The following is a 24,682-nucleotide window of genomic DNA, read 5'->3' as shown; positions in this document are numbered from 1 at the left end:
CGGGCTTATCCGCTGGATCAGAACTGATCCATCAGCAGCACACGGCATTCCCTGGCCTGGAAGGCGTTGATCTGTGGCACCAGGCGGGTGAAGTGCTCGGTCTGGCAATGGGCCTCGAGCGCCGCGCGGTCTGGCCATTGTTCGATAAAGATGAAGTGCCCCGGGTCTTGCTGGTCGACGAACAGGTCGTAGGCGATGCAGTCCGGCTCCTGGCGGGTTTTCTCCACCAGTTCGGCGTACCAGGGGCGCACGGTGTCGAGGTGTTCGGGCTTGATGAAGTCTTCGGCGATGACTTTGAGCACTGGGGTTGCATCCTTTGCATGATGGATAGCGCCCCGCCGTTGCGGCGGGGCGCCGAGGGTGGCCGGTCAGGCCGCGGCTTCGCTGTTGGGCTCGAAGCTGTCGGCGCGCGCCAGCTGCCACATGCGCGAATAGAACTCGCCGCTGACCGCGCCGGTGAGCAATTCGCCGGGCTTGAGGAACACATGCAGCTGCGAGAACAGCTTGATCTCGGTGGCCGACATGCGCCGTACCAGGTGCTTGGCTTCCAGTTGCGAGGGGTGATTCAGGCCGGCGGCGGCGAGCATTTCGGCCAGGGCCTTGAGGGTGTTGCGGTGGAAACTGAACACCCGTTGCGCCTTGTCCGGTACCACCAGCGCGCGCTGGCGCAGGTTGTCCTGGGTGGCGACGCCGGTCGGGCATTTGTTGGTGTGACAGCTTTGCGACTGGATGCAGCCGATGGCGAACATGAAGCCGCGCGCCGAGTTGGCCCAGTCGGCGCCGATGGCCAGCACACTGGCGATATCGAAGGCGCTGACGATCTTGCCGCTGGCGCCGAGCTTGATCTTGTCGCGCAGGTTCAGGCCCACCAGGGTGTTGTGCACGAACAGCAGGCCTTCGCGCATCGGCGCGCCGATGTGGTCGGTGAACTCCACCGGTGCCGCGCCGGTGCCGCCTTCCTTGCCGTCGACCACGATGAAGTCAGGGAGGATGCCGGTCTCCAGCATGGCCTTGGCGATGCCCATGAACTCCCACGGGTGGCCGAGGCAGAACTTGAAGCCTACGGGCTTGCCGCCAGACAGCTCACGCAGCTGCTGGATGAAATGCATCATTTCGATCGGCGTGGAAAAGGCGCTGTGGCTCGATGGCGAGATGCAGTCCTCGCCCATGCGGATGCCGCGGGTATCGGCGATTTCCTGGGTCACCTTGTGCTTGGGCAGGATGCCGCCGTGGCCGGGCTTGGCGCCCTGGCTCATCTTGATTTCGATCATCCGCACCTGCGGGTTCTGCGCCTGCACGGCGAAGCGCTCCGGGTCGAAATGGCCGTCGCTGGTGCGGCAACCGAAGTAGCCGCTGCCCAGTTCCCAGGTCAGGTCGCCACCGTTTTCCCGGTGGTAGGGGCTGATGCTGCCTTCGCCGGTGTCATGGGCGAAGTTGCCGAGCTTGGCGCCCTGGTTGAGGGCACGGATAGCGTTGGCGCTGAGGGAGCCGAAGCTCATGGCCGAGATGTTGAACACCGAGGCCGAATAGGGCTGCTTGCACTGCGGGCCGCCGACCGTGACGCGGAAGGTGCTCGGGTCGCTCAGGGGCGCTGGGCGCATGGAGTGGCCGATGAATTCGAAACCCGACTGGTAGACGTCGATCAGGGTACCGAACGGCTTGTCGGCGCTTTCGTTCTTGGCCCGCGAATAGACCAGCGAGCGCTGGGCCCGGGAGAAGGGCAGGGCGTCGCTGTCGGACTCCAGCAGGTACTGGCGGATTTCCGGGCGGATACCTTCTACCAGGTAGCGGATATTGCCCAGGATCGGGTAGTTGCGGCGCACCGCGTGGGGGCTTTGCAGCAGGTCGAAAATGCCCAGCAGGCTTAGCAGGAAGGTGACCAGGGTGATTGGCCAGAGCCAGTCATGTTCGAGAAAGGGCAAGCTGGCGAGGGTGAAAATCACGCAGGCAGCAAAGAAGGCGTAGCGGCTCAGGAGGGACAGGCTCATACGGTTTCCTTGGTTCGGACTCTATAGATTTCGTTTTTGGGTACTCATTCTTCTTGTGTGGCCAACGATCTTGTTGTTGTAGAGAACGGCTGTGGCGCAGCCAGTGTGCGCACAGGGCAGCTTCAGGCGTCAGGCAGTGCGCGCCTGGAGAACAATCGAAAACAGTTCGGACCGGGACCTGATGCCCCGCGTGCCGTAGATGTGTTTCTTATGGACGTTCACGGTTTCGGCAAAGGTTTGCAGCTTACGAGCGATCTCCTTGCTGGAGCAACCGCTGAGCATCAGGTGTCCGCCTTGGTGCCAGGTGTTGATGAGGGCGATAGACGATTTGCTGCTTTCCTTATTGCAACTGTTTCTCGTTTCCATGATCGGATAATGTTACTGTATAACGCACTCGATCATCACCCTGCCCTCGGAGACTGCCATGAAAGCCAATATCCATCCCGCCTACCGCACCGTGCTGTTCCACGACACCGCCGCGGATGCGTACTTCCTGATCGGTTCCACCGTGGACACCGACCGTACCCAGCGCCACAGCGATGGCAACACCTATCCCTATGTCACCCTCGACGTCTCCAGCGCCTCGCACCCGGTCTACACCGGCCAGCAGCGCAAGACCCAGTCCGAAGGGCGGATCGCCGGCTTCAACAAGCGTTTCGCTTCGTTCGGTTCGTCCGGCAAGACCGGCAACGCTTGAGGGCCCCGGCCCTTGCCGCACAGCCGCTGGTTCCTGCATCCCTGTAGGAGCGGGCGGCATCCTCTCGTCCATTCCCCTCTCTAATGACGGCCCCCCATGGAAGGCCTGAACGGCGTCGCTTCGTCCCGCCGGCCGAGGCGCCGGGTGTATGGAAAAAACAGCGGCCGACTGTGTCGTGACGACGCCTCGCCAGTCATGGGATCCTTGCCGCCTCGCGTAACCGATCCAGGTTTTTCATGACTTTTTCAAGCGCTACATCCCCCCTTATCCGTATCGCCGCGGCCCTGTTGATCGGCCCGGACGGCCGTACCCTGCTGGTGCGCAAGCGCGGCACCCTGGTCTTCATGCAGCCGGGCGGCAAGATCGAGCCGGACGAGTTGCCGGCCCAGGCCCTGGCCCGTGAGCTGGAAGAGGAACTCGGGCTGCGGATCGCCCCGGCCGACGCCCGTTACCTGGGACGTTTTTCCGCACCGGCAGCCAACGAGCCGGGTTTTGTGGTCGAGGCCGAATTGTTTCGCCTCGATCTGGACACCGACGAGGTCCGGCCCGCGGCGGAAATCGAGGAGGTCTGCTGGATCGATCCGCAGGCTGGCGACGAGCTCACATTGGCCCCATTGACACGCGACCTGATCTTGCCGTTCTATCGCGCCTCGCAACTGGCCTCGGCCTGATTTTTCAAGGACAAAGGATTGCCCATCATGATTCCCCTTCACGACATGTTGATCTTCATCGCCGCAGCCTTGCTGATGGTGCTGACCCCCGGCCCCAACATGATCTACCTGATCTCCCGTTCGATCTGCCAGGGCCGCCGGGCAGGCGTGACCTCGCTGGTCGGCGTGGTGGCCGGTTTCTTCGTCCACCTGTTCGCCGCGGCGATCGGTCTGACCGCGGTCTTCATGGCCGTGCCGGTGGCCTATGAAGTGCTCAAGTGGGTTGGCGCCCTGTACCTGATGTGGCTGGCCTGGCAGGCCCTGAAGCCGGGCGCGCGTTCGCCGTTCGAGGCGCAGCAGCTGCCGCCGGATTCGTCGCGCAAGCTGATCCTGATGGGTTTTCTCACCAGCGCCCTGAACCCGAAGATCGCGGTGTTCTACCTGTCGGTCTTTCCCCAGTTCATCAGCCCGGAACACGGTTCGGTGTTCACCCAGAGCATCATCCTCGGCCTGACCCAGATCAGCGTGAGCTTCAGCGTCAACCTGCTGATCGCGCTGTTCGCTTCGGGCATCGCCGCCTGGTTCGTGCACAATCCGCTGTGGCTGGCGACCCAACGTTATTTCATGGGCTTCGTGCTGGCCGGGCTGGCGGTGCGTCTGCTGCTGGAACAACGCCAGACGGTCTGACCGTTTCATTCACCTGCGGCCCGGGGGCCTCGACCGACCATGTCCATCCAGCGCCTCGATGCCGGTCACGCCGCTGCCTACCGCGCGCTGATGCTCGAAGCCTACGAGCATCATCCGCAGGCCTTTACTTCCAGTGTCGCCGAACGTGCGGCGATGCCCTTGAGTTGGTGGGAGTCGCGGCTGAGCAGCCCGCTGGACCTGTTGCTGGGGGCTTTCGAGGATGGCGAACTGATGGGCATCGTCGGCCTGGCGTTCGAGGTCCGGGAAAAAGCCCGGCACAAGGCCACGCTGTTCGGCCTGTATGTGGCGCCGCCTTATCGCCACGGCGGCCTGGGTTACCGGCTGGTCCAGGCGCTGCTGCAGGAGGCGCGCAAACGCCCCGGGGTGCGGCTGGTGCAACTGACGGTCACCGCCGGCAACGACGCCGCCCTGGCGCTGTACCAGCGTTGCGGTTTCGTCCAGTTCGGCCTGGAGCCACTGGCGGTGCGGGTGGGCGTCGAGTACTTCGACAAGCTCCACCTGTGGCGTGAAGTTGTCTCCCCCCTCTGAAAGTCCCCGTTCCTGCAGGCCGATGGCGCTTTTCAACGCACCGCGCTGACCCCGTCCAGGGTCGAGAACGAGGTGTCCTTGGCGGTCAGCAGGAAGTCGCGCATATAGGGCGCATCCAGCATGTCGGCGCGGATCGCCGCGTACAGCGTGGCGAACAGGCCTTTTTCCCCCAGGCGCTTGGCCTTCACATAGCCCCGCGAGCTGTATTCATGCAGCGCCCAGTGGGGCATGCCGCACACGCCACGGCCACTGGCCACCAGTTGCATCATCATCACCGTCAGCTCCGAGGTGCGGACCTGGGCCGGCTCGATGTCGGCGGGCTCCAGGAAGCGGGTGAAGATATCCAGGCGATCGCGCTCCACCGGGTAGGTGATCAGGGTTTCGCTGAGCAGGTCTTCCGGAACGATGTAGGGCTTGCTGGCCAGGCGGTGCTGGTTGGCCACCGCCAGCATGGCTTCGTAGGTGAACAGCGGCACGTAGGTGATGCCCGCCAGCTCCAGCGGGTCGGAGGTCACCACCAGGTCCAGGTCGCCACGGGCCAGGGCCGGCAGCGGGGCGAAGGAGAAACCCGAGGCCAGGTCCAGCTCGACTTCCGGCCAGGCGTCGCGGAACTGGTCGATGGTCGGCATCAGCCACTGGAAGCAGCTGTGGCATTCGATGGCCATGTGCAGGCGCCCGGCGGTACCGCCGGCCAGGCGGGAAATGTCCCGTTCGGCGGCGCGCAGCAACGGCAGGGTGGCGTCCGCCAGTTGCAGCAGGCGCAGGCCGGCGCTGGTGAAGCGCACCGGTTTGGTCTTGCGCACGAACAGCGGCATGCCCATGCGCTCTTCCAGTTCCTTGAACTGGTGGGACAGGGCGGACTGGGTCAGGTGCAGGCGTTCGGCGGCTTCGACCAGGCTGTCGGCTTCGCGCAGGGCGTGCAGGGTCTTCAGGTGACGGATTTCGAGCACCAGGGTCTCCATGAGTAAATTTTGTGATCAACACGAAAAGGTTGAGTTTGTCTCATGTTGGGTTGGCTGTCGACAATAGCGCCATCTTTTACAGGGAGGAACCCACTCATGGCCTTGGCCCACACCCTTGGTTTTCCGCGCATCGGCGCCGACCGCGAACTGAAAAAAGCCCTCGAATCCTACTGGAAGGGCGACCTTGACCGGCAGGCGCTGCAAGACGTCGGGCGCCAGCTGCGGGCCCGGCACTGGCAACTGCAAAAGGACGCCGGCATCGACCTGCTGCCGGTGGGCGACTTCGCCTGGTACGACCAGGTGCTGACTCACTCGCTGACCTTCGGCGTGGTTCCCGAGCGCTTCGCCAGCAGCCAGGACGCCCAGGGCCAGCCGACCCTCGACACCCTGTTCGCCATGGCCCGCGGCGCCTCGGCGGGCTGCTGTGGCGGCGATCACGCCAAGACCCAGTACGCCCAGGAACTGACCAAGTGGTTCGACACCAACTACCACTACCTGGTCCCGGAATTCAGCGCCGAACAGTCGTTCAAGCTGAGCTGGGAACAGCTGTTCGACGAGGTCGATGAAGCTCACGCCCTGGGGCACCGGGTCAAGCCGGTGATCATCGGCCCGCTGACCTACCTGTGGCTGGGCAAGGCCAAGGGCAACGATTTCAACAAGCTCGAGCTGCTGGAACGCCTGCTGCCGGTCTACGGCGAAATCCTCAACCGCCTCAAGGCCCAGGGCGTGGAGTGGGTGCAGATCGACGAACCGATCCTGACCCTCGACCTGCCGCAGGACTGGAAGAGCGCCTTCGAGCGTGCCTACCACATCCTCCAGTACTCGCCTCTGAAAAAGCTGGTGGCCACCTACTTCAGCGGCCTGCAGGACAACCTCGGGCTGGCCGTCGGCCTGCCGGTGGACGGCCTGCACATCGACGCCGTGCGGGCGCCGGAGCAACTGACCCAGGTGCTCGACCGCCTGCCGACCTACAAGATTCTGTCCGTGGGCCTGGTCAACGGTCGCAACGTCTGGCGTTGCGAGCTGGAGCAGGCGCTGCAGCAGCTGCAAGCGGCGCAGGAACGTTTTGGCGACAACCTGTGGGTCAGCAGTTCCTGCTCCCTGTTGCACAGCCCGGTGGACCTGTCCCGGGAAGACCAACTGGATGCCGAGCTGAAAAGCTGGCTGGCCTTTGCCGTGCAGAAATGCGGCGAGATCTCGGTGCTGCGTGACGCCCTGAACGATCCCCAGGCCCCGGCGGTGCAAGCGGCCCTGGCCGCAAGCCGCCAGGTGCAGGCCAGCCGCGCGCGGTCGCCGCGCATCCACAAGGCCGAGGTCCAGGCGCGGCTCAAGGCGGTCAGCGCCGCCGACAGCCAGCGTCATTCGCCCTTTGCCCAGCGCATTACCCAGCAGCATGCCCGCTTGAAGCTGCCGGTGTTCCCGACCACCACCATCGGTTCGTTCCCGCAGACCGCGTCGATCCGCCTGGCGCGCCAGGCGTTCAAGCAAGGCAAGCTGTCGAACAACGATTACACCGATGCCATGCGCTGCGAAATCCGCCATGCGGTGCAGGTCCAGGAGCGCCTGGGGCTGGATGTGCTGGTGCACGGTGAGGCCGAACGCAACGACATGGTCGAATACTTCGCCGAGCAACTGGACGGCTACCTGTTCACCCGCTTCGGCTGGGTGCAGAGCTACGGTTCGCGCTGCGTGAAACCGGCGGTGATCTACGGCGACCTGAGCCGTCCGCAGGCCATGACCGTTGACTGGATCACCTACGCCCAGAGCCTGACCGACAAGGTGATGAAGGGCATGCTCACCGGGCCGGTGACCATGCTGATGTGGTCCTTCCCCCGCGAGGACGTACCGCGTGAAGTACAGGCGCGGCAACTGGCGCTGGCCTTGCGCGATGAGGTGGTGGACCTGGAAAAGGCCGGGATCAAGATCGTGCAGATCGACGAAGCGGCGTTCCGCGAGGGCCTGCCGCTGCGCCGGGCGGACTGGCAGCCGTACCTGGACTGGGCGGTGGAAGCCTTCCGCCTGACCGCCTCTGGGGTGCGCGACGACACCCAGATCCACACCCACATGTGCTACAGCGAGTTCAACGACGTGATCCAGGCCATCGCGGCCATGGATGCCGACGTGATCACCATCGAGACGTCGCGTTCGGACATGGAGCTGCTGGAGGCGTTCGAAGCCTTCGACTACCCGAACGACATCGGCCCGGGGGTGTATGACATCCACTCGCCGCGGGTGCCGGACACCGCCGAGATGGTCAAGCTGATGAGCAAGGCGGTCCGGCGCATTCCCGCCGAGCGCTTGTGGGTCAACCCGGACTGCGGCCTGAAGACCCGCGCCTGGCCGGAAACCGAAGCCGCGCTGGTCAACATGGTCGCCGCCGCCCGTCAGTTGCGTAACCAGCAGGCCTGAATGCACCCAAAGCCCCTGTAGCCGCTGCCGCAGGCTGCGAAAAGGACCGAAGGGCCTTCAGCGGATTCAAGATCGCTGCGTCCCTTCGGGCCGATCGCAGCCTGCGGCAGCGGCTACAGGAATCCCCATGAAAACGACCGCTGGGCAATCTTCATCAAACTGTCACGTAACTGTGGCAGCGCGCTCGACCAAAGTTCATCAGACTCGCGCTCTACTGGGCTTCTGCGTTTCGGTGTTTCTTCATGTGGGCAAGATTTTTTTCAACGACTGTTTTCCTGGCCGCGCTGCTGTTCGGCCTGCCGTCTCAGGCGGCGTCTCGCTGCGATGTCAACGTACCGACCCAAAGGGTCGAACTGGAGCAGGTGAGCCTGGCCTACCAGAGTATCGGCCGTGCCTCCGATCCGGCCCTGCTGCTGGTGATGGGCCTGGGCGGGCAGCTGATCCACTGGCCGGACGAAGTGGTCGTTGCCCTGTGCCAGCAGGGTTTTCGGGTGATCCGTTACGACAACCGCGACGTCGGCCTGTCCACCTGGCGCCAGGCGCCGGTCAGCGCCAACCTGACGTTCGAGGTGCTGCGCTACAAGCTCGGCCTGCCGGTGGCCGCGCCCTACAGCCTGACCGACATGGCCGACGACGCCCTGGGCCTGATGAATGCCCTGCAGGTCGAGCAGTTCCATGTCCTGGGCGCGAGCATGGGCGGGATGATCGCCCAGCACCTGGCGGCCATGGCGCCGCAGCGGGTCGAGAGCCTGACCCTGATCATGACCAGCTCCGGCGCCGAAGGCCTGCCGGCGCCCAATGCGGCGCTGGTGCAACTGTTGTCGCGGCGCGGCGCGGCGAACCGTGAGGTGGCGCTGGAGCAACAGGCCGACCTGCTGGCCGCCCTCGGCAGCCCGCAGGTCACCGACGATCGGCAGGCGCTGCTGCATCAGGCGGCGGAGGCCTATGACCGGGCCTTCAACCCGGAAGGGGTGAAGCGCCAGATCATGGCGATCCTCGCCGAACCGAGCCGGGTGGCCCTGCTCAACCAGCTGCGCGTGCCGACCCTGGTGGTGCATGGCACCGCCGATCCGTTGCTGCCGGTGATGCACGGCGTGCACCTGGCGGCGCATATCCAGGGCAGCCAATTGAAGCTGATTCCGGGCCTGGCCCATCGCTTTCAGGAAGCCTTCAAGGCGCCGTTACTGGCGGCGGTGTTGCCGTACCTGCAACGCCATCGCGAAGACACTTCGCACTGGGCGCAGATCGATCCGCTGCCCGCGCCGAATCTTCTTTGAGCTGATGCTCATGTAGGAGCGAAGCTTGCTCGCGATGAACGATAACGCGGTCTACTGGTGGACCGCGGCGTCTGAATCGCGAGCAAGCTTTGCTCCTACAGAAGCGGACGGCGCCTGGCTTCTGTAGGCGCCAGGCTGGCCGGCGATGGAGGCAACGCGGTGAGTCTGAAATATCGCCATCGCGGGCAACAGGCTTTGGCGGATCAGCGAACGATCTTGTCGACCTGGATCCCGAGTTTCTTCAGGCGGTACCAGAAGCTGCGCTCGGAAATGCCGATCAGCTGCGCGGCGGCGGCCTGCACGCCGTTGCTCTGTTGCAGGGCGGCGAGGATGTAGGCCTTCTCCACTTCGGCCAGGGCCGCGTCCAGGTCGCTGGGCACGCTGAGGCTATCGCCGGGCAGGGCGCAGGCCCCGGCGTTCACGGGAGGTGAGCTGAACAGATAGCCCGGCAGGTCGCTTTCCTCGATCACCGCGCCCGCAGCGACTATGGTCGCGCGTTCGACGCAGTTCTGCAGTTCGCGGATATTGCCCGGCCAGGAATAATTGGCCATCGCCTGCAGGGCCTGCGGGCTGAAACCGGTGATGCGTTTACCGGCGGTGGCGCCCAGGGTGTGGGCGAAGTGCCGGGCCAGGGGCGCGATATCCTCGACCCGTTCGCGCAGGGCGGGCAGGGGGATCGGGAAGACATTGAGGCGGTAATACAGGTCTTCGCGAAACTCCTTGTTGGCCACCGCTTCCAGCAGGTTCTTGTTGGTGGCGGCGATCACCCGCACATCGACCTTGCGCTCGCGCGGGTCACCCACCGGCTCGATCACCCGCTCCTGCAAGGCACGCAGGATCTTCGCCTGCAGGGCCAGGGGCATGTCGCCGACCTCATCGAGGAACAGCGTGCCCTTGTCCGCCTGCTGAAAGCGCCCGACCCGGTCGGCCACGGCGCCGGTGAAGGCGCCCTTGCGATGGCCGAACATTTCGCTTTCCAGCAGGCCTTCGGGGATCGCCGCGCAGTTGACCGCGACAAAGGGTTTGTTGGCGCGGTTGCCGTGCTGGTGGATGGCCCGGGCGACCATCTCCTTGCCGGTGCCGCTTTCGCCGGTCAGCAGGATGGTGGCGTTGCTTTCGCGCACCGAGTCCACCGCTTGCAGGACCTGGCGGAAGGTCGGGCTGTCGCCCACCAGGCTGTCGATTTGCCGGTGCTCGTCGAGCTCGGCGCGCATGCGCTGGTTGTCTTTGAGAATGTCGCGAAACTGCAGGGCCTTGCTGACGGTGATGTCCAGCTCGTCGATGTCGAAGGGCTTGGCGATGTAGTCGTAGGCGCCGTTGCGCATCGACTGCACGGCATTTTTCACCGTGCTGTAGGCGGTCATGACGATCACTGGGATCTGTGGGTAGCGCTGCTTGACCTCGGCCAGCAGCTGCGGGCCGTCCATGCCGGGCATGCGCCAGTCGCTGATCACCAGGTCGATCTCTTCCTGCTCCAGTACCTTGAGCGCATGCAGGCCATTGCCGGCGGTGAACACCTGGATACCGTCCTGGCTCAGCGCCGAGGACAGCAGGTCGCAAAGCTTGGGCTCGTCGTCGACCACCAGCAGGTTATGCGTCATGGCTGGGCCTTTTGCTCGTCTTGATCATCTTCGTCGTCCTCACCTTTGGCCGGAATGTACAGGCTGAAGGTGGCGCCGGCATCTATTTCGCTGCTGCATTCGATGTGCCCGTCATGGTTTTCCATGATCGAGAACACCTTGGCCAGGCCCAGCCCGGTGCCCGAGGCCTTGGTGGTGACGAAGGGGGTGAAGATGCGTTCGAGCATGTCCGGCTCGATGCCCTGGCCGGTGTCGGCGACCCGCAGGATGGTGTGCTCGGCGTCCTGGGCGATGCCCAGGGTCAGGCGTCCGCCGGCGGGCATGGCGTCGATGGCGTTGAGGATCAGGTTCAGGCAGGCCTGCTTGAGCTGGCGGGCGTCGGCGTACAGGGTCGCGCCTGGCGCCTGGTCGTCGATCCGGGCGTCGATCTTGTGGCTGGCCAGTTCCGGCTCGCAGAAGCCGATCAGTTCCTCCACCAGCGGCCGCGCCAGCAGGGTCGAGCGGATCGGCGCGCTGGGTTTGGCGAAGTCGAGGAAATCGGTGATCAGGTCGTTGATCCGGCTGACTTCGCTGATCACGTATTCCAGGTGGCGCTTGTCGCCTTCGGGCAGGTCCGCCCGGCGGTGCAGCAATTGGGTGGCGGTCTTGATGATGCCCAAAGGGTTGCGGATTTCGTGGGCCAGGCCCATGGCCACTTCGCCCAGGGCGTGCAGGCGGTCGCGACGGCGCAACTGGGCTTCCAGGTGATGCAGTTCGCCCAGGCGTTCGCTCATATGGTTGAAGGTACTGCTCAGCTCCGCCAGCTCGTCGCCGCCAATCACCGGCACGCGTTGTCGGTAGTCGCCGGCAATCACCGCCTGGACCCCCTTGGACAAGCCGCGCAGGGGCATGGTCAGTCGTTTCGACACCAGCCAGCCGACGGCCAGCGACGCCGCCGAGCTGAGCAGGAAAATCAGGATGAACAGGTTGCTCTGGTTGACCAGCCCCACCAGGCTGCTGTGGCGCAGCAGGCCGCTGAAAATCACCCCCACCAGCTCGCCGCTGTCGTTGAAGATCGGCCGGTACAGCCCGCTGTAGCGGCTGGTGAACTGCTCGGTGGGTTGGCGAGTGTCGCGCAGGATGTTCTCGATCTTTTCCGGCACCTGGGTCGGGTGGTCTTCGAAACGCTGGGTGGCGAAGATCTCGGCGAAGTCGTTGGCCTTGGCCAGGTACAGGCGCAGGTCGAGGGAATGCACCTCGGCCACGCTGGTGAGGAAGCTGGCGTCCAGGTAGGTGGCGATCAGCAGCTGGTAGTCGATGCCGTCGAGGGTGGTCTGGAAGGTCGAGACCACGGCTCCCGTGGCCACGCCGCCGACCTGCAGGGTCTGCAGCACGGCGTTGTGGGCCAGGCTGATTTGCCCGACGATGTCGTCGGCGGCGGTGCTGAACACCACCTGCTGGTCGCGCTTGCGGATCAGCGCCACCACATCGATGCCCATGGAGTCGGCGATGTCGGCGGTGAGCTTGTCGTGCTTGGCCGCGTTGCGGTCGGTGGGCGGCTTGGTGTAACGCAGGAACAGCTGGGCGATGCGCGCGTTGTCGCGCAGGGTCTCGGTGATTTCGTCCTCGACGATCTTGGTCGACTCCTGCAGCCAGATGCGCACGTTGCTGTCGAAGATCTGCGACAGGGTAGTGGCCGCCAGCTCGGCGGCGATCATGGTGGGGATCACGCTGACCATCCAGAACGCCAGCACCAGCTTGCGCTGCAGGCTCCAGCGGGAGATGGCGAAAGGGCGAGGGGCGCGGCGGTCTTTTCTGGTCATGAACTTTCGCTTAGTGCAGCAGCCATGGCGGGGTCGGTGCGATCCGGCCGGAGAACATATTTCAGCCCTTTGAGCAGGGTGTCGAGCAGCGGGTTGCGATGCTGGAAAAACAGGCTGTTGCCGGTGAAGGTACAGCCCAGGCGCAGCTTGCTGGCATAACCGGCCTGGCCACATTCGTAGAGCGCGATCCGGTGCTGGATACAGTAGTCGACATTGGCCATCCAGCTGCGCAAATACAGGTTGTGCTCACGAGTGATATCCAGGTCGTGGGCGAAGAATTTGTCGATCAGTCGGTGCTCGTCCAGCAGCACCAGGTTGAAGGCCACCAGTTGGTCGTCGACCCAGTACAGCACGCAGGCGGCCCGTTCCCCCAACTGCTGGAGGATACCGGTGAAATAGGGCGCGGGTAAGCGTTCGAATTGCAGTTCGCTGCGCCGCAGGGTGGCTTCGTACAGGCGCATGACCTCGGGCAGCACATCGTCGATGTTGTGTCGCCATTCGATTCGCAGCCCGGGCGCGCGCAACTTGCGGCGCAGGTCCTTGCGCGTGGACTTGCCCAGGGTGCCGAGGTAGGCATCCAGCGAGCCGAAGGGCACCGGCAGCAGGGCGCTGGGCAGGCTGGGCATGGCTTGCAGGCCGAACGCCTGGCAACTGGCGGCCCATTGCCGATCCTGGCTGGCGGCATCCTTGACCGCCAGCAGGCCAATGCCCTGGGCGTCGGCATCGCGCCGGGCCAGGTGCAGCAGTTGCTCCAGCAGGGCCTGGCGGCGCACCGCGGGAATATGGCTGGCGGTGCCGGCGTGGCACTGTTCGGCCACCGGCGAACCGATGGCGTACAGGCGCAGTTGCAGTAGCCCCGGCCACCAGCGTTGCAGGCGTTCGCTCAGGCGCTTGGCCGGGCCCGAGACGGTGGTGTCCAGGCGATAGCAGGTGGTGAAGGCCGGAGCGACGGCCACCAGCTTCGAATCTTCGAACACTGCCAGATAGCGCCAGCTGAAGCCCTCGATGCCGGCGTTCTGTACCGCCAGGTAATAATCCCAATCTTCCAGGGCGCCGGGAAAACAGTCGTTCCAGGCGCTGCGGTCGATGGCCTGGATGCTCGAAAAGACTTGGCTGGTGATCACGTGCGGTCCTTGAGTCAGGCGAACTGGCGCAGGTCGTCGTACGCCACGGGCCGCGGGCCAGCCTGCTTTTCGATGAAGTCCGCGCTCAACTCCACCACCCGGCGGTACTGCAGGTCGACGGTGATCATGTGGTAGCAGTTGTCCAGCAGCACCTTGACCACCGGGCCGCCGAGCTTGCGCTCGACATAGTCGGCGTTCCAGCGGCTGGTGATGTCGTCCTCGATGGAGTGCAGCACCAGGGCCGGGGTGGTGATCGACGGCATGCGTTTTTTCACCACTGCGTTCATCCGGTGCAGCTCGCGCACGGTCACCCCTTCCATGGTCAGCAGGCCGGCACTGCTGCTTTCGCCGGCCTTCATCTGCCGCTCGACCACCGCCCGCAGGCGCTCGTTCTTGATGCCGTACGGCGGCTTCTCCTCGAAGCTGCAGATGTGCACGCCGAACGGAATCTTCATCAGCAGCGGGGTGAGGAACGCCAGCTTGTTGATGCTCCAGCCGTCGTACTTGAGGGTGGTCGAATACATCAGCAGGCCGCTGACCTGGCCCGGGTGTTCCGAGGCCAGGTACATGGACATGACGGCGCCCATCGACAGGCCGCCGACGAACACCTGCCGGTGGCGGCGACGGATGCCGACGAAGGTCCGGCGCACGCCCTCGTACCAGTCCTGCCAGCCGGTGGCCTGCAGGTCGGCGTTGTTGCCGCAGTGCCCGGCCAGGGTCGGCACGTACACCGTGCACCCCGCGTTGGCCAGGCCGACGGCCACCCGACGCAGTTCCGTCGGGGTGCCGGTGAGGCCGTGGATCAACAACACCGCGACCTCGCCACTGCCGAGCACGAACCCGGCATCGCCCTGGCCCAGGTCGATGCCTTCGTCCAGATCGATCGGTGCGCTCATCGCTTCATGGCCCGGTCCAGCAGACGGTCGAGCAGGGCGATGCCGAGGTCGATCTCCGCGTAGCTGATTTCCAGCGAGGGGGCCAGGGTGATGACGTTCTTGTAGTAGCCGCCCACATCGAGAATCAGCCCCAGGCGCTGGCCGTTGATTTCGATGTCGCCCTTCATGCCTTCCTCGACCATGTAGTCCAGGGTCGCCTTGTCCGGGGTGAAACCGTCGCTGGTGCAGATCTCGCAGCGCAGCGCCAGGCCCAGGCCGTCGACGTCGCCGATGATCGGGTAGCGCTTCTGCAGGTCTTGCAATCCGGCCAGGAAATACTTGCCCTTCTCCATGACCATGGCGCCGTAGTCGGTCTCGCTGGTCATCTTGAACATTTCCAGGCCCACCGCGGTGCCCAGCGGGTTGGAGGCGAAGGTCGAGTGGGTCGAACCCGGCGGGAACACCTTGGGGTTGATCAGTTCTTCGCGGGCCCAGATGCCGCCCAGGGGGTTGAGGCCGTTGGTCAGGGCCTTGCCGAAGACGATCACGTCCGGCTTGACGTCGAAGTGCTCGATCGACCACAGCTTGCCGGTGCGGTAGAAGCCCATCTGAATCTCGTCGACCACCATCAGGATGCCGTGCTGGTCGAGCACGTGCTTGAGCTCGCTGTAGAAGTTCATCGGCGGGATCACGTAGCCGCCGGTGCCCTGGATCGGCTCGACGTAGAAGGCGGCGTATTCGCTCTGGCCGACTTTCGGGTCCCACACGCCGTTGTATTCGGTCTCGAACAGTCGGGCGAACTGCTGCACGCAGTGGCTGCCGTACTCTTCCTTGGTCATGCCCTTGGGGCCGCGGAAGTGGTAGGGGAAGGGAATGAAGTTGGCGCGCTCGCCGAAGTGGCCGTAGCGGCGACGGTAGCGGTAGCTGGAGGTGATCGACGAGGCACCGAGGGTGCGGCCGTGGTAGCCGCCCTCGAAAGCGAACATCAGGCTCTTGCCGTTGGTGGCGTTGCGCACGACTTTCAGCGAGTCCTCGATGGACTGCGAGCCGCCGACGTTGAAGTGCACGCGGCCATCGAGGCCGAATTTCTTCTTGGCATCGACCGCGATCATTTCCGAGAGCTCGATCTTGCCCTTGTGCAGGTACTGGCTGGCGATCTGCGGCAGGCTGTCGATCTGTTGCTTGAGGGCGTTGTTCAGGCGCGGGTTGGCATAGCCGAAGTTCACCGCCGAGTACCACATCTGCAGGTCGAGGTAGGCCTGGTCGCTGGTGTCCCAGACGTAGGAGCCCTCGCAGCGGCTGAAGATCCGTGGCGGTTCGATGTAGTGGACGGTGTCGCCGTAGGAGCAGTACTTGGCTTCTTTTTCCAGAAGCACCTGGTCTTCGGCGGTAGCGATACGAATGTCAGACATGGTGGAAGAGTTCCTGAGTGTGTACGGAGTGTTCGGTGGTGTTGTCGAGGGTAAAGGTGCCGGCGTTGGCCGCTTCGTTGGGCAACAGCGCCAGCAGTGCCGGCAGTTCGGCGAAGGAGTCGAAGGTCGCGTGGGGAATGGCGTGGCGTTGGCAGTACTCGGCCAGGCGGCCCTTGGCGAACACGAAGTCGGCGCTGGCGGCCACGCACATGTCGGACTGGCCGTCGCCGATCACCAGCACCCGCTTGCCCTTGGGCGTGGATTTGCATTTGCAGTTGCCGGACGCGGCGCGGCAGGCGTCGCTGGAATGCGGGAAGTCGATGCGCCAGCTGTGCTGGTCGACCTGGCGCAGGCGGTTGGCGAGGATCGGCAGCAGGCTCACGTAGTGGCGCGCGAGGATTCGCGCGATGCCTTGCTCGATGCCGTCGCTGACCACTTCCAGGGACGCGCCCAGGCCGATCACGTGATCGACGAAGTCGGGGAAGTCGGGATCGATCTCGACGCTGTCGAAGCAGGCCAGCAATTCGGCGGGCGAGGCCTTGACCAGCGCCAGTTGGCGGCTGAGGCATTCCCGGGAGCCGATATGGCCATCCAGCCATTGCTGCTCGATGTCTTCCCAGCTCGGGTCGGCGAAGCGTTGGAGGACGTTGTCGATCACGTCGGTGCGGGTGATGGTCCCGTCGAAGTCACACACGATATGCCAGTGCATCATCTGCAGTTACCTGTTGTAGAGGAGCGCACTTTGCGCATGCCAGGTACTGGAGCAGGGACTGTGCCAAGTGGATCAAGCCCAGGCGGGCTGGGCTTTGCGCGGGAACAAGGCGTTGGATGGGCGGGTTGGAGCTACAAATTTTGTAGCTCGCTACAAACAACATCAGTGCTTGCAGGGAGGGGGCACGGTGGTGATTGATGCGCGCATCTTCACTTAAGGAAACCCGCGCCATGTTCAGCTTCACACGCTCCGCCCTGCTCGCCGCCCTGCTGTCTCTGGGGGCTGTCTGCGGGGCTTTCGCCGAGGACGGGGGCCAGGATGGATTGAGCGGCGCGCTGGGCCTGGGCATCGGTTACCAGCCCCATGACCCCAGCGGCAGCCGGCATGACACCGTGCCCTTGCCCTATGTCGATCTGGAGTGGGGCGATGTCAGCCTCGACACCGACGACGGCCTGACCTGGGACGCCTTCAAGGCCAAGGGTTTCAGCGCCGGGCCCTATATCAACTACTTGCCGGGACGCAACGCCAACGGCTCGCTGCGCGGCCTGCGGGATGTGCCGAACATGGCCGATGTCGGCGGCTACATCCAATACGCGCCGGACGACTTCTGGCGCCTGTTCGCCTCCCTCGGCAGCGCGGTGGGCGCGGGCTCCGGCCAGGGCGGCCTGCTGGGCAAGGTCGGCGGCGAAATCGGTTATCCCCTGGGCCTGGGGATCATCGGCAGCAGCAACCTCACCGCGCATTTCGCCGACGCCCGGCAGACCCAGACCTTCTTTGGCATCAGCGACGCCGAAGCCCAGGCGACGGGCATCGGCCGCTACAGCGCCGGCGGCGGTCTGCAGAACCTGACCCTGACCCAGAACCTGCAGGTGCCCCTGGGCGGCAACTGGTCGTGGATGACCAGCGCCAGTTGGATTCACCTGACAGGCTCGGCGGCCGACAGCACCCTGGTGCGCGAGCGCGGCGAAGTGAACCAGGGCCAGGTCCAGACCGCCCTCAGCTACCAGTTCTGAGGCCGGCAAGGCCTTATCACTGGGCTTGCGATGCAGGCGTAGCCTGCCTTTTGTGCTGTATTTCTCTCCGGTTATCTGGATGATCTCGGGGTTTTTCGCGAGCAAGCTCGCTCCTACAGGGAGAGCCTGTGTCATTGCTGTCGCGAACCGTTTCGTTATTACGTCTGAGAAATTGGTCCACCCTTTGCACTGGCAGCCATGAACCCACTTTTCAGGAAGTTCTTCATGGCTCGTCCCGCTTATCGCCTGCTCGCCCATTCGCTGTGGGACATCGTCCCGATCCTGATGGCCCTGGCGCATTTTTCCTTCGTCCTGTGGCTGGTGCTGGCCTTTCACAGCCTGTCCTGGTGGGTGATCCTGCCGGCGGCGTCGTTGTATGCGCTCAGCCTGTCGTGGAGCATCAACAGCATTTCCCACAACCAGATCCACAACGCCTATTTCAGCCTGCCGTGGCTGAACCGCGGCTTCGATCTGCTGCTGTCGGTGACCATCGGTTTTTCCCAGACCCTGTACCGTGATATCCACAACCGCCATCACCGTGGCAACTCGGATCGGCCCGGGCCGGACGGCACCACGATCGACCCGCTGTCGATCTACCTGCATGGCCGCAACGGTCAGCCGGACAATGTCTGGGCCTACACCTTCCTGAGTTTTTTCCGCGACGACCCCAAGGCCATCTACCAGGAAATGCAGCGCAAGCGCCCGGCGGACGCGCGTTGGGTCAAGGTGGAAATCGGCGTGACGGTATTGGCCTACGTGGCGCTGGCGCTATACGACTGGCATGCGCTGCTGGTGCTGCTGCCGTTCTGGTACCTGGGACAGTCGCTGTCCTCGCTCAACGGCTACTACGAACACCTGGGCGGCAACCCGGACCTGCCGATTGCCTGGGGCGTGAGTTCCTACAGCTGGCTTTACAACCTGATCTGGATGAACAACGGCTACCACGCCGAACACCACTATCGGCCGAAGATGCACTGGACCCGGGTCAAGGCCTTCCACCGCGAGATCCGCGAACAGCAGCGAGCGGCGGGGGTGAAGGTGATTCCGCTGGCCCATGGCCTGGGCTTTCTGCTGAAACACTCCAAGCGCTGACACCCGCGCACCTGTAGCCGCGCCGCAGGCTGCGATCGACCGGTACGGTCGTGGCGTTCTGAAGACCGCGAAAGGTTCGGCGGGAGATTGGGAACCAAGGCCCTGTGGGCCTTATCGCAGCCTCGCGGGCTCGGCAGCGGCTACAGGGGCGTTATGCGCCCCCATGTCCTAGGCTTCTTCGCCCTCGGCCAGCAGGGCGATCCCGCCGACGATCACCAGCACGCCGACCCAGTGCAGCAGGCTGATCTGCTCGCCCAGGCCCAGCCAGGAGCCGAGCAACACCACCACGAACACCAGCGAGCTCAGGGGGAAGGCCAGGGACAGGCTGCTGCGCCGCAGGATCAGCATCCACACGAAGAACGCGCCGATGTAGCAGGCAATCGCTAGCAGTACCCCGGGGTTGACCGCCACCGCGGCCAGCCATTGCAGGTTGAAATCCATCTGGCCCAGCTGGTCGCCGCCGACCTTGGTGGCGATCTGGCCGGCGCTTTCGAAGCCGATCAGCAGGGCCCAGAGCACCAGGGTGCCAAGGCGCCCGTGGAGCCAGCCGTGAGTCTGTGCAGTCATGAAATCTTTCCTTGTGAAGCGTTGAGGGGGCTCAGGTGCTGGCGACGCACACCAGCATCACGCCGAGGGTGATGACCAGGGTGCCCAGCCAGCGTCGGCGGCTGACGTGCTCGCCGAGAATCAGCTTGCCGGCCAGGACCACGCCGCAATAGGCCAGGGCCGCCGCCGGAAACAGCAGGCTCAGCGGCGCGCGGGACAGGGCTTCGAGCCAGACGAAAAACTCGATCACATAGGCGCCGATGCCGCACCACAGCAGCGGCGCGTTGAACACCTGGCCCCAGAAGGCATTCAGGCGAAAACCGCCTTCCAGCTCCGGCAGGCGGTCCAGGCCGAGCTTGAAACAGAGCTGGCCGATCACGTCCAGGACAATGGAAAACGCCACCAGCAAGATAACGGTCAGGGTCACGGGAACAGCTCCTCGAACAGCGCCATCAGGGCTTCGTTGGTGGTCGAATTGCGTAGCAGGTCGGCCGCGCTCCAGCGTTCGGCCGGCGGTTGGTCGGAGCGTGCTTCCCAGCGCTTGAAGGCGTTGCTGAAGGCCGGCGCGGCGAACTCGCCGCAGATGTCGATACCGAGGATGCGCTTGCCCGCCGCCAGGCTGCGCAGGGCCTGCAGCAGGTGGCTCAGGCGCATGCCGCCCTGGTCCCAGTTGGTCGCGGCGTCGGCACTGGCCAGCACGTCCTTGTCGATGGTGATCCAGATCGCCTGGGTGGGCAGGCTGGCGATCAACTGGTCGAGGAAGGCTGGCCAGTCGAGCCCGGCCAGGTTGCGCCAGTGCAGGTGGTTTTCCTGCTGCTGGTGCCCGGCGCCGTCGCCGACCCGGCCCCAGACCTTGGAGGGCGCGTGCTCCCAGGGAAACAGCTGCAGCTTGCCGTGGCGCAGCGCGCCGAGGTTGCCGCCGCGCAGCTGCGGGTTGTGCAGGTCGTCGCTGCACGGCCCGAGGGTGACGATGCGCTGGATGTGCGGCAGCTGCAGCGCCCGGTTGACCCAGGAACCGCAGTGCCGGCGCGGCGCGAAGCGCACCCAGTCGGGGTGGTTGTCGAAGTGGATCAGGCTGACCGGCTGTTGCAGGTCGGCGAGGAAGGCCGGGGTCAGGTGGTGGTAGTCACCGGAGCCGACAAAGAAGATTTCCGGCTGCGGGCCGCTGTGGGCTGGCCTTTGCCGCAGGCGTTCGGTGAAGTGGCGGTAGGTGCGTTCGGTGGACCAGAGCCGCAGTTTCGGGCCCAGGTCCAGCAGGTCCAGGCGTCGCGCCTGGCCGCTGCGCAGCCGGCGCTGGACAGGCTCCTGGGCGGTCAGGCTGTGGTCGAGATCGAGAATGTTCAAAGCAGGATTTACCCATGGCAGCGCCCCTCGGAAAAGCCTGCGTCACAGGTCGCGGACGCAGGCAGAGCGGGCTTTACAGGGTAAATGCAAGGGACGGGCCAGGGCGCTGAACGGCACCTGTAGCCGCTGCCGAGCCCGCGAGGCTGCGATCGCCCCCGCAGGGGGCGCAGAGGTCTTGAGATCGCTGAAGACCTTCGGCCTTATCGCCGCCTGCGGCAGCGGCTACAGGGGGGAGTCAGGCGTGGACGCGGACCCAGACGCTGACCAGCACGGTGGCGGCCATCAGCCAGGCCACCGCGGCCACTGCCAGGGAGGCTTCCAGGCGCAGGCGGTCGACCATCACGTAGAGGGTCGCCAGGTACACGAAGTAGGGAATGATCGACCACATGCCGAACAGGATTGTGGTCTTCAGGTCGTCGATGGAACGGCCCTTGCCGACGATGTAGTGGGCGATCAGGGCGAAGGTCGGGAACAGCGGCACCAGGCCGGCGATGTAGTAATTCCGGGTCTTGGCCAGGGCGGCGAGGATCACCACCACGGCGGCGCCCAGGCAGGCTTTGAGCAATAAATCCACGGTACTTCTCGCAGTCTGGTTAGTGGCTCAGGCCGTATTTCTTGACCTTGTCGAACAGCGTGGTCTTGGCCATCCCCAGTTCCTGGCTGGCCTGGGTCAGGTTGCCGCCGCTGCGTTGCAGGGCGTCGTTGAGTAGGTTGCGCTCGAAGGCCTCGACCGCTTCGGCAAAGCCCAGGCCCTGCGCGGCGTTGCCGCTGGATTTCTTGAACGCCGGCAGGCCCAGGGCAAAACGTTCGGCGACGTTGCGCAACTCGCGCACGTTGCCTGGCCAGTCATGGCTCATCAGGTTCGACAGGGTCTGGTTGTCCAGCTCCGGCGCGGCGCGGTCGAAGCGCAGGGACGATTGCTGCAGGAAGTGTTCGAACAGCTGCAGGATGTCCTCGCGACGTTCGCGCAACGGTGGCAGCTCCAGGGTCACCACGTTCAGGCGGTAATACAGGTCGCTGCGGAACTGGTTGGCGCGCCCCAGTTCGTCGAGGTCGGACTTGGTCGCCGCGATCACCCGGCAATCCACCGCCACGCTCTGGTTCGAGCCCAGGCGCTCCAGGGTGCGCTCCTGCAACACCCGCAGCAGTTTGATCTGCAGGTTCATCGGCATGCTTTCCACTTCGTCGAGGAACAGCGTGCCTTCGTGGGCGTGCTCGATCTTGCCGATGCGCCGCTTGCCGGCGCCGGTGAAGGCGTTGGCCTCGTGGCCGAAGATCTCGCTTTCGAACAGGTTTTCCGGCAGGCCGCCGCAATTGAGGGCGACAAACTGGTGGGTGTGCCGGCGGCTGAAGTCATGCAGGCAGCGGGCGACCAGTTCCTTGCCGGTACCGGTCTCGCCTTCGATCAGCACGTTGGCCGAGGTGTCGGCGACGTTGGCGATCAGCTCCCGCAGATGCTGCATGGCCGGCGAGCGGCCGATGATCCGTCCTTCGAGGGAGTCGCGCTCGGCCAGCTGGCGGCGCAGCGACGACACTTCCCGGGCCAGCCCACGCTGCTCCAGGGCGCGGCGAGCAACGTCCACCAGGCGCTCGGGGGAGAAGGGCTTTTCCATGAAGTCATAGGCGCCTTTCTGCATCGCGCCGACGGCCATGGAGATATCGCCGTGGCCGGTGATCAGCACCACCGGCAGGCTGCGGTCACGGGCCTTGAGGCGGGTCAGCAGCTCCAGGCCGTCGATGCCCGGCAGGCGGATATCGCTGATGACGATCCCGGCGAAGTTGTCGCCGACCCGCTCCAGGGCTTCTTCGGCGCTGCCCACGCCGACGCAGGGAATGTCTTCCAGGGCCAGGGCCTGCTGGCAGCCGAGCAGGACATGGGGGTCGTCTTCGACGATCAGGACGGTAAGGTCGTTGTTCATAGCGGCTCGGCTTGTGTAGGGCTGACCAGGGGCAGGCTGAGGACGAAGGCGGTACCGCCGTCGGCCGGGTGCTCGACGCCCAGGTTGCCACCCGTGGCGGCGGCCAGGCTGGCGGACAGGGTCAGGCCGAGGCCCAGGCCCTGCTCGCCGGGTTTGGTGGTGAAGAAGGGTTCGAACAGATGCTTGCGCGCCTCGGCGTCGATGCCATGGCCGTTGTCGCGTACCCGCAGGCGGTATTTGCCTTCGACGCTTTCGCCTTCCAGCCACAGCTCCGGTCGCGGCTGGGCCTGCATGGCGTCCAGGGCGTTGCCGATCAGGTTGACCAGGATCTGCTCCAGGCGGGTCTGGTCGATCCGCACCTGGACTTCGTTGAAGTCGCGGTGCAATTGCAGCGGCAGGTTTTCCAGGCGTGCGTTGAGCAACTGCAGGGCGGCGTCCACGGCCTTGCCGAGGCTGGCTTCGCCCTGGTCCTCGCCACGACGGGCGAAGGAACGCAGGCTGGCGGTGATGCGGCCCATGCGGTCGATCAGTTCGTTGATGGTCTTGAGGTTGGTGCTGGCGGTATCCAGGGCGCCGCGCTCGAGGAAACGCACGGTGTTGCCGGACAGGGTGCGCAGGGCGGCCAGCGGCTGGTTCAGTTCATGGGCGATGCTGGTGGACATCTGGCCGATGGCGGCGAGCTTGCCGGCCTGGACCAGTTCGTCCTGGGCGCGGCGCAGGGTTTCCTCGGCCTGGCGGCGTTCGCGGATCTGGCCCTTGAGCCGTTCGTTGCTGGCGCGCAGGTCGCTGGTGCGTTCGGCGATCCGCCGTTCCAGCTGGTTGTTGGCTTCCTGCAGGGCTTCGCGGGCGGCGAGGCGGGTGGCGATGACCTTGCGCCGCTCGTTCCAGGCAATCAGCAGGAAAGCCACCAGGGCGAAGGCCACGGCCACCAGGATGCCCTGGTTGATGGCTTCGCGGCGCAGGTCCTTGAGCGGGGTCAGCAGGGTGAAGTTCCAGGGTGTATCGCTCAGGGGCCGGGTCTGGGACAGGTAGCTGATTTCCTTGTCGTCGGACACCAGTTCGGTGTTGGCCGGGAAGGTCAGCTTCTCCACGCCTTCGGCCAGGCGTTCGCGGGCCAGCGGCTCCAGTTCGTTGAGGGTGAACCAGTAATACTGCAGGCTGCGCGCCAGGCGCTCCTTGGTGTCGTCGCTCAGCGGGCGTACCGACCGCAGCCGCCGGGCCGGGTCGCTGGAGAGGATGATGATGCCGTTCTCGTCGCTGACGAAGCCTTCCAGGCGGGCGCGTTGCCAGCGTTCTTCCAGGGCCTCCAGGCGTACCTTGACCACCGCCACGCCGATGATCTTGCCCTGTTCTTCCAGGCCGTGGGCGAGGTAGTAGCCGGGCTCGCCATTGGTACTGCCGATGCCGTAGAAGCGCCCGGGCTGGCCGCGCACGGCATTCTGGAAATAGGCCCGGAACGACAGGTCTTCACCCAGGTAGCTGTCGACGTCGCGCCAGTTGCTGGTGGCCAGCACGCGACCGGTGGTGTCCATCACGTAAATGGCCCGACTGCGGCTGCGCCGGTTCAGGCCTTCGAGGTAATTGTTGACGGTCTGCCGGTGCTCCGGCGTCGGGTCGTTGAGCAGCAGCGACACACTGGATTCGAGTTCCAGCAGGCTGGGCAGGTAGGTGTATTTGCTGATCTCGCTTTCGACCGCGCGGGCGTGCAGTTCCAGCTGGCGTTCGCCGTTCTCGCTGAGGCTGCGGATGCCGTAATGCTCGCTGATCCAGAAGCCGACGTAGCCCAGGCCGATCATCAGCGCGATGACCAGTGGCGGCAGGAACAGGTGGCGGATCAGACGGGGTTTCACGGCGAGTGATGGCGGCGCGGCGCGATAGAGAGTGGGGTCGCATTTCATCACAGATGCCTTGGGTCAACCAGCGCTCGCCCGCTTCCTGTAGGAGCGAGCTTGCTCGCGAAGAACTCAAGGACAACGCATTATCCAGGATGCACGCGTTATCGTTAACGACCATCGCGAGCAAGCTCGCTCCTACAGGGGCGAGC

The 24,682-nt window shown here is 64.8% G+C and carries 23 protein-coding genes and 1 pseudogene; 8 read left to right on the top strand and 16 right to left on the bottom strand.

The window, feature by feature from the left end; translation table 11 throughout:
• Positions 1–17: 17 nt before the first annotated feature.
• The 3 genes and pseudogenes from PMI20_RS27160 to PMI20_RS27150 form a co-directional block, all read right to left on the bottom strand.
• Positions 18–302: a putative quinol monooxygenase gene (locus tag PMI20_RS27160; protein ID WP_007923147.1), complete on the bottom strand. Its 285-nt coding sequence runs from the start codon at positions 300–302 to the stop codon at positions 18–20.
• A gap of 66 nt (positions 303–368) precedes the next feature.
• Positions 369–1,988, bottom strand: a complete 1,620-nt coding sequence (locus PMI20_RS27155) for an FMN-binding glutamate synthase family protein (RefSeq protein ID WP_007930530.1) — start codon at positions 1,986–1,988, stop codon at positions 369–371.
• Positions 1,989–2,117: 129 nt separating this feature from the next.
• A pseudogene (locus tag PMI20_RS27150) lies at positions 2,118–2,279 on the bottom strand (LuxR C-terminal-related transcriptional regulator); the annotation flags it as partial.
• A gap of 133 nt (positions 2,280–2,412) precedes the next feature.
• Between PMI20_RS27150 and PMI20_RS27145 the strand changes: the two are divergent.
• The 4 genes from PMI20_RS27145 (at position 2,413) to PMI20_RS27130 (ending at position 4,571) form a co-directional block, all read left to right on the top strand.
• Positions 2,413–2,685, top strand: a complete 273-nt coding sequence (locus tag PMI20_RS27145; protein ID WP_007930532.1) for a type B 50S ribosomal protein L31 — start codon at positions 2,413–2,415, stop codon at positions 2,683–2,685.
• 236 nt (positions 2,686–2,921) lie between these two features.
• Positions 2,922–3,356, top strand: coding sequence for an NUDIX hydrolase (locus PMI20_RS27140; RefSeq protein WP_007930533.1), 435 nt, complete (start codon positions 2,922–2,924; stop codon positions 3,354–3,356).
• A 27-nt stretch (positions 3,357–3,383) separates the two neighbouring features.
• Entirely contained in the window at positions 3,384–4,022 is a 639-nt protein-coding gene (locus tag PMI20_RS27135) for a LysE family translocator (protein WP_007930534.1), read from the top strand.
• Between the two features lie 39 nt (positions 4,023–4,061).
• On the top strand, positions 4,062–4,571 hold the full coding sequence (locus tag PMI20_RS27130) for a GNAT family N-acetyltransferase (RefSeq protein ID WP_007930535.1): 510 nt from the start codon (positions 4,062–4,064) through the stop codon (positions 4,569–4,571).
• 32 nt (positions 4,572–4,603) lie between these two features.
• On the opposite strand, the gene metR is transcribed toward PMI20_RS27130, so the two are convergent.
• Positions 4,604–5,521, bottom strand: coding sequence for a transcriptional regulator MetR (gene metR / locus PMI20_RS27125; protein ID WP_007930536.1), 918 nt, complete (start codon positions 5,519–5,521; stop codon positions 4,604–4,606).
• A gap of 108 nt (positions 5,522–5,629) precedes the next feature.
• On the opposite strand from metR, the gene metE reads away from it, so the two are divergent.
• A complete protein-coding gene (metE, locus tag PMI20_RS27120) occupies positions 5,630–7,942 on the top strand; it encodes a 5-methyltetrahydropteroyltriglutamate--homocysteine S-methyltransferase (RefSeq protein WP_007930537.1) in 2,313 nt (770 codons plus the stop codon).
• A gap of 242 nt (positions 7,943–8,184) precedes the next feature.
• On the top strand, positions 8,185–9,219 hold the full coding sequence (locus tag PMI20_RS27115) for an alpha/beta fold hydrolase (RefSeq protein WP_007927161.1): 1,035 nt from the start codon (positions 8,185–8,187) through the stop codon (positions 9,217–9,219).
• A gap of 203 nt (positions 9,220–9,422) precedes the next feature.
• On the opposite strand, the gene PMI20_RS27110 is transcribed toward PMI20_RS27115, so the two are convergent.
• Genes PMI20_RS27110 through PMI20_RS27085 form a run of 6 tightly spaced genes read right to left on the bottom strand, consistent with a single transcriptional unit; the run spans position 9,423 to position 16,724 of the window.
• Positions 9,423–10,820 (bottom strand): sigma-54-dependent transcriptional regulator, encoded by a 1,398-nt coding sequence (locus PMI20_RS27110; RefSeq protein WP_007927158.1) that lies wholly within the window; start codon positions 10,818–10,820, stop codon positions 9,423–9,425.
• Positions 10,817–12,601 (bottom strand): sensor histidine kinase, encoded by a 1,785-nt coding sequence (locus PMI20_RS27105; RefSeq protein WP_007927157.1) that lies wholly within the window; start codon positions 12,599–12,601, stop codon positions 10,817–10,819. The genes PMI20_RS27110 and PMI20_RS27105 overlap by 4 nt, the downstream gene beginning before the upstream one ends.
• Positions 12,598–13,725 (bottom strand): GNAT family N-acetyltransferase, encoded by a 1,128-nt coding sequence (locus PMI20_RS27100; protein WP_007927155.1) that lies wholly within the window; start codon positions 13,723–13,725, stop codon positions 12,598–12,600. Before PMI20_RS27100 ends, PMI20_RS27105 begins: the two co-directional genes overlap by 4 nt.
• A gap of 14 nt (positions 13,726–13,739) precedes the next feature.
• Positions 13,740–14,621: an alpha/beta hydrolase gene (locus PMI20_RS27095; protein ID WP_007927154.1), complete on the bottom strand. Its 882-nt coding sequence runs from the start codon at positions 14,619–14,621 to the stop codon at positions 13,740–13,742.
• Entirely contained in the window at positions 14,618–16,012 is a 1,395-nt protein-coding gene (locus PMI20_RS27090) for an aspartate aminotransferase family protein (RefSeq protein ID WP_007927153.1), read from the bottom strand. Before PMI20_RS27090 ends, PMI20_RS27095 begins: the two co-directional genes overlap by 4 nt.
• Complete coding sequence (locus tag PMI20_RS27085; RefSeq protein ID WP_007927152.1) at positions 16,005–16,724, bottom strand: MtnX-like HAD-IB family phosphatase; 720 nt, start codon at positions 16,722–16,724, stop codon at positions 16,005–16,007. Before PMI20_RS27085 ends, PMI20_RS27090 begins: the two co-directional genes overlap by 8 nt.
• A gap of 230 nt (positions 16,725–16,954) precedes the next feature.
• Here PMI20_RS27085 and PMI20_RS27080 point away from each other — a divergent pair, with 230 nt between their 5' ends.
• Positions 16,955–17,737 carry a MipA/OmpV family protein gene (locus PMI20_RS27080; protein ID WP_007927151.1) on the top strand — a complete coding sequence of 261 codons (783 nt, stop codon included), beginning with the start codon at positions 16,955–16,957 and terminating at the stop codon, positions 17,735–17,737.
• A gap of 225 nt (positions 17,738–17,962) precedes the next feature.
• Positions 17,963–18,829 (top strand): fatty acid desaturase family protein, encoded by an 867-nt coding sequence (locus PMI20_RS27075; protein ID WP_007927150.1) that lies wholly within the window; start codon positions 17,963–17,965, stop codon positions 18,827–18,829.
• A 168-nt stretch (positions 18,830–18,997) separates the two neighbouring features.
• On the opposite strand, the gene PMI20_RS27070 is transcribed toward PMI20_RS27075, so the two are convergent.
• The 6 genes from PMI20_RS27070 to aauS form a co-directional block, all read right to left on the bottom strand.
• Positions 18,998–19,396, bottom strand: a complete 399-nt coding sequence (locus tag PMI20_RS27070) for a DMT family transporter (protein ID WP_007927148.1) — start codon at positions 19,394–19,396, stop codon at positions 18,998–19,000.
• Positions 19,397–19,427: 31 nt separating this feature from the next.
• Positions 19,428–19,802, bottom strand: coding sequence for a DMT family transporter (locus PMI20_RS27065; RefSeq protein ID WP_007927146.1), 375 nt, complete (start codon positions 19,800–19,802; stop codon positions 19,428–19,430).
• Positions 19,799–20,719, bottom strand: a complete 921-nt coding sequence (locus tag PMI20_RS27060; RefSeq protein WP_007927145.1) for an arginase family protein — start codon at positions 20,717–20,719, stop codon at positions 19,799–19,801. Before PMI20_RS27060 ends, PMI20_RS27065 begins: the two co-directional genes overlap by 4 nt.
• A gap of 235 nt (positions 20,720–20,954) precedes the next feature.
• Positions 20,955–21,284, bottom strand: coding sequence for a GlpM family protein (locus PMI20_RS27055; protein ID WP_162136174.1), 330 nt, complete (start codon positions 21,282–21,284; stop codon positions 20,955–20,957).
• A gap of 28 nt (positions 21,285–21,312) precedes the next feature.
• On the bottom strand, positions 21,313–22,638 hold the full coding sequence (gene aauR, locus PMI20_RS27050; protein ID WP_007927143.1) for a two-component response regulator AauR: 1,326 nt from the start codon (positions 22,636–22,638) through the stop codon (positions 21,313–21,315).
• Entirely contained in the window at positions 22,635–24,536 is a 1,902-nt protein-coding gene (aauS, locus tag PMI20_RS27045; RefSeq protein ID WP_007927142.1) for a two-component sensor histidine kinase AauS, read from the bottom strand. Before aauS ends, aauR begins: the two co-directional genes overlap by 4 nt.
• Positions 24,537–24,682 lie beyond the last annotated feature (146 nt).

This window comes from Pseudomonas sp. GM17, from assembly GCF_000282175.2.
In the GTDB taxonomy this organism is placed as follows: Bacteria; Pseudomonadota; Gammaproteobacteria; order Pseudomonadales; family Pseudomonadaceae; genus Aquipseudomonas; species Aquipseudomonas chlororaphis.
This window is presented reverse-complemented; position numbering and strand designations above follow the sequence as displayed.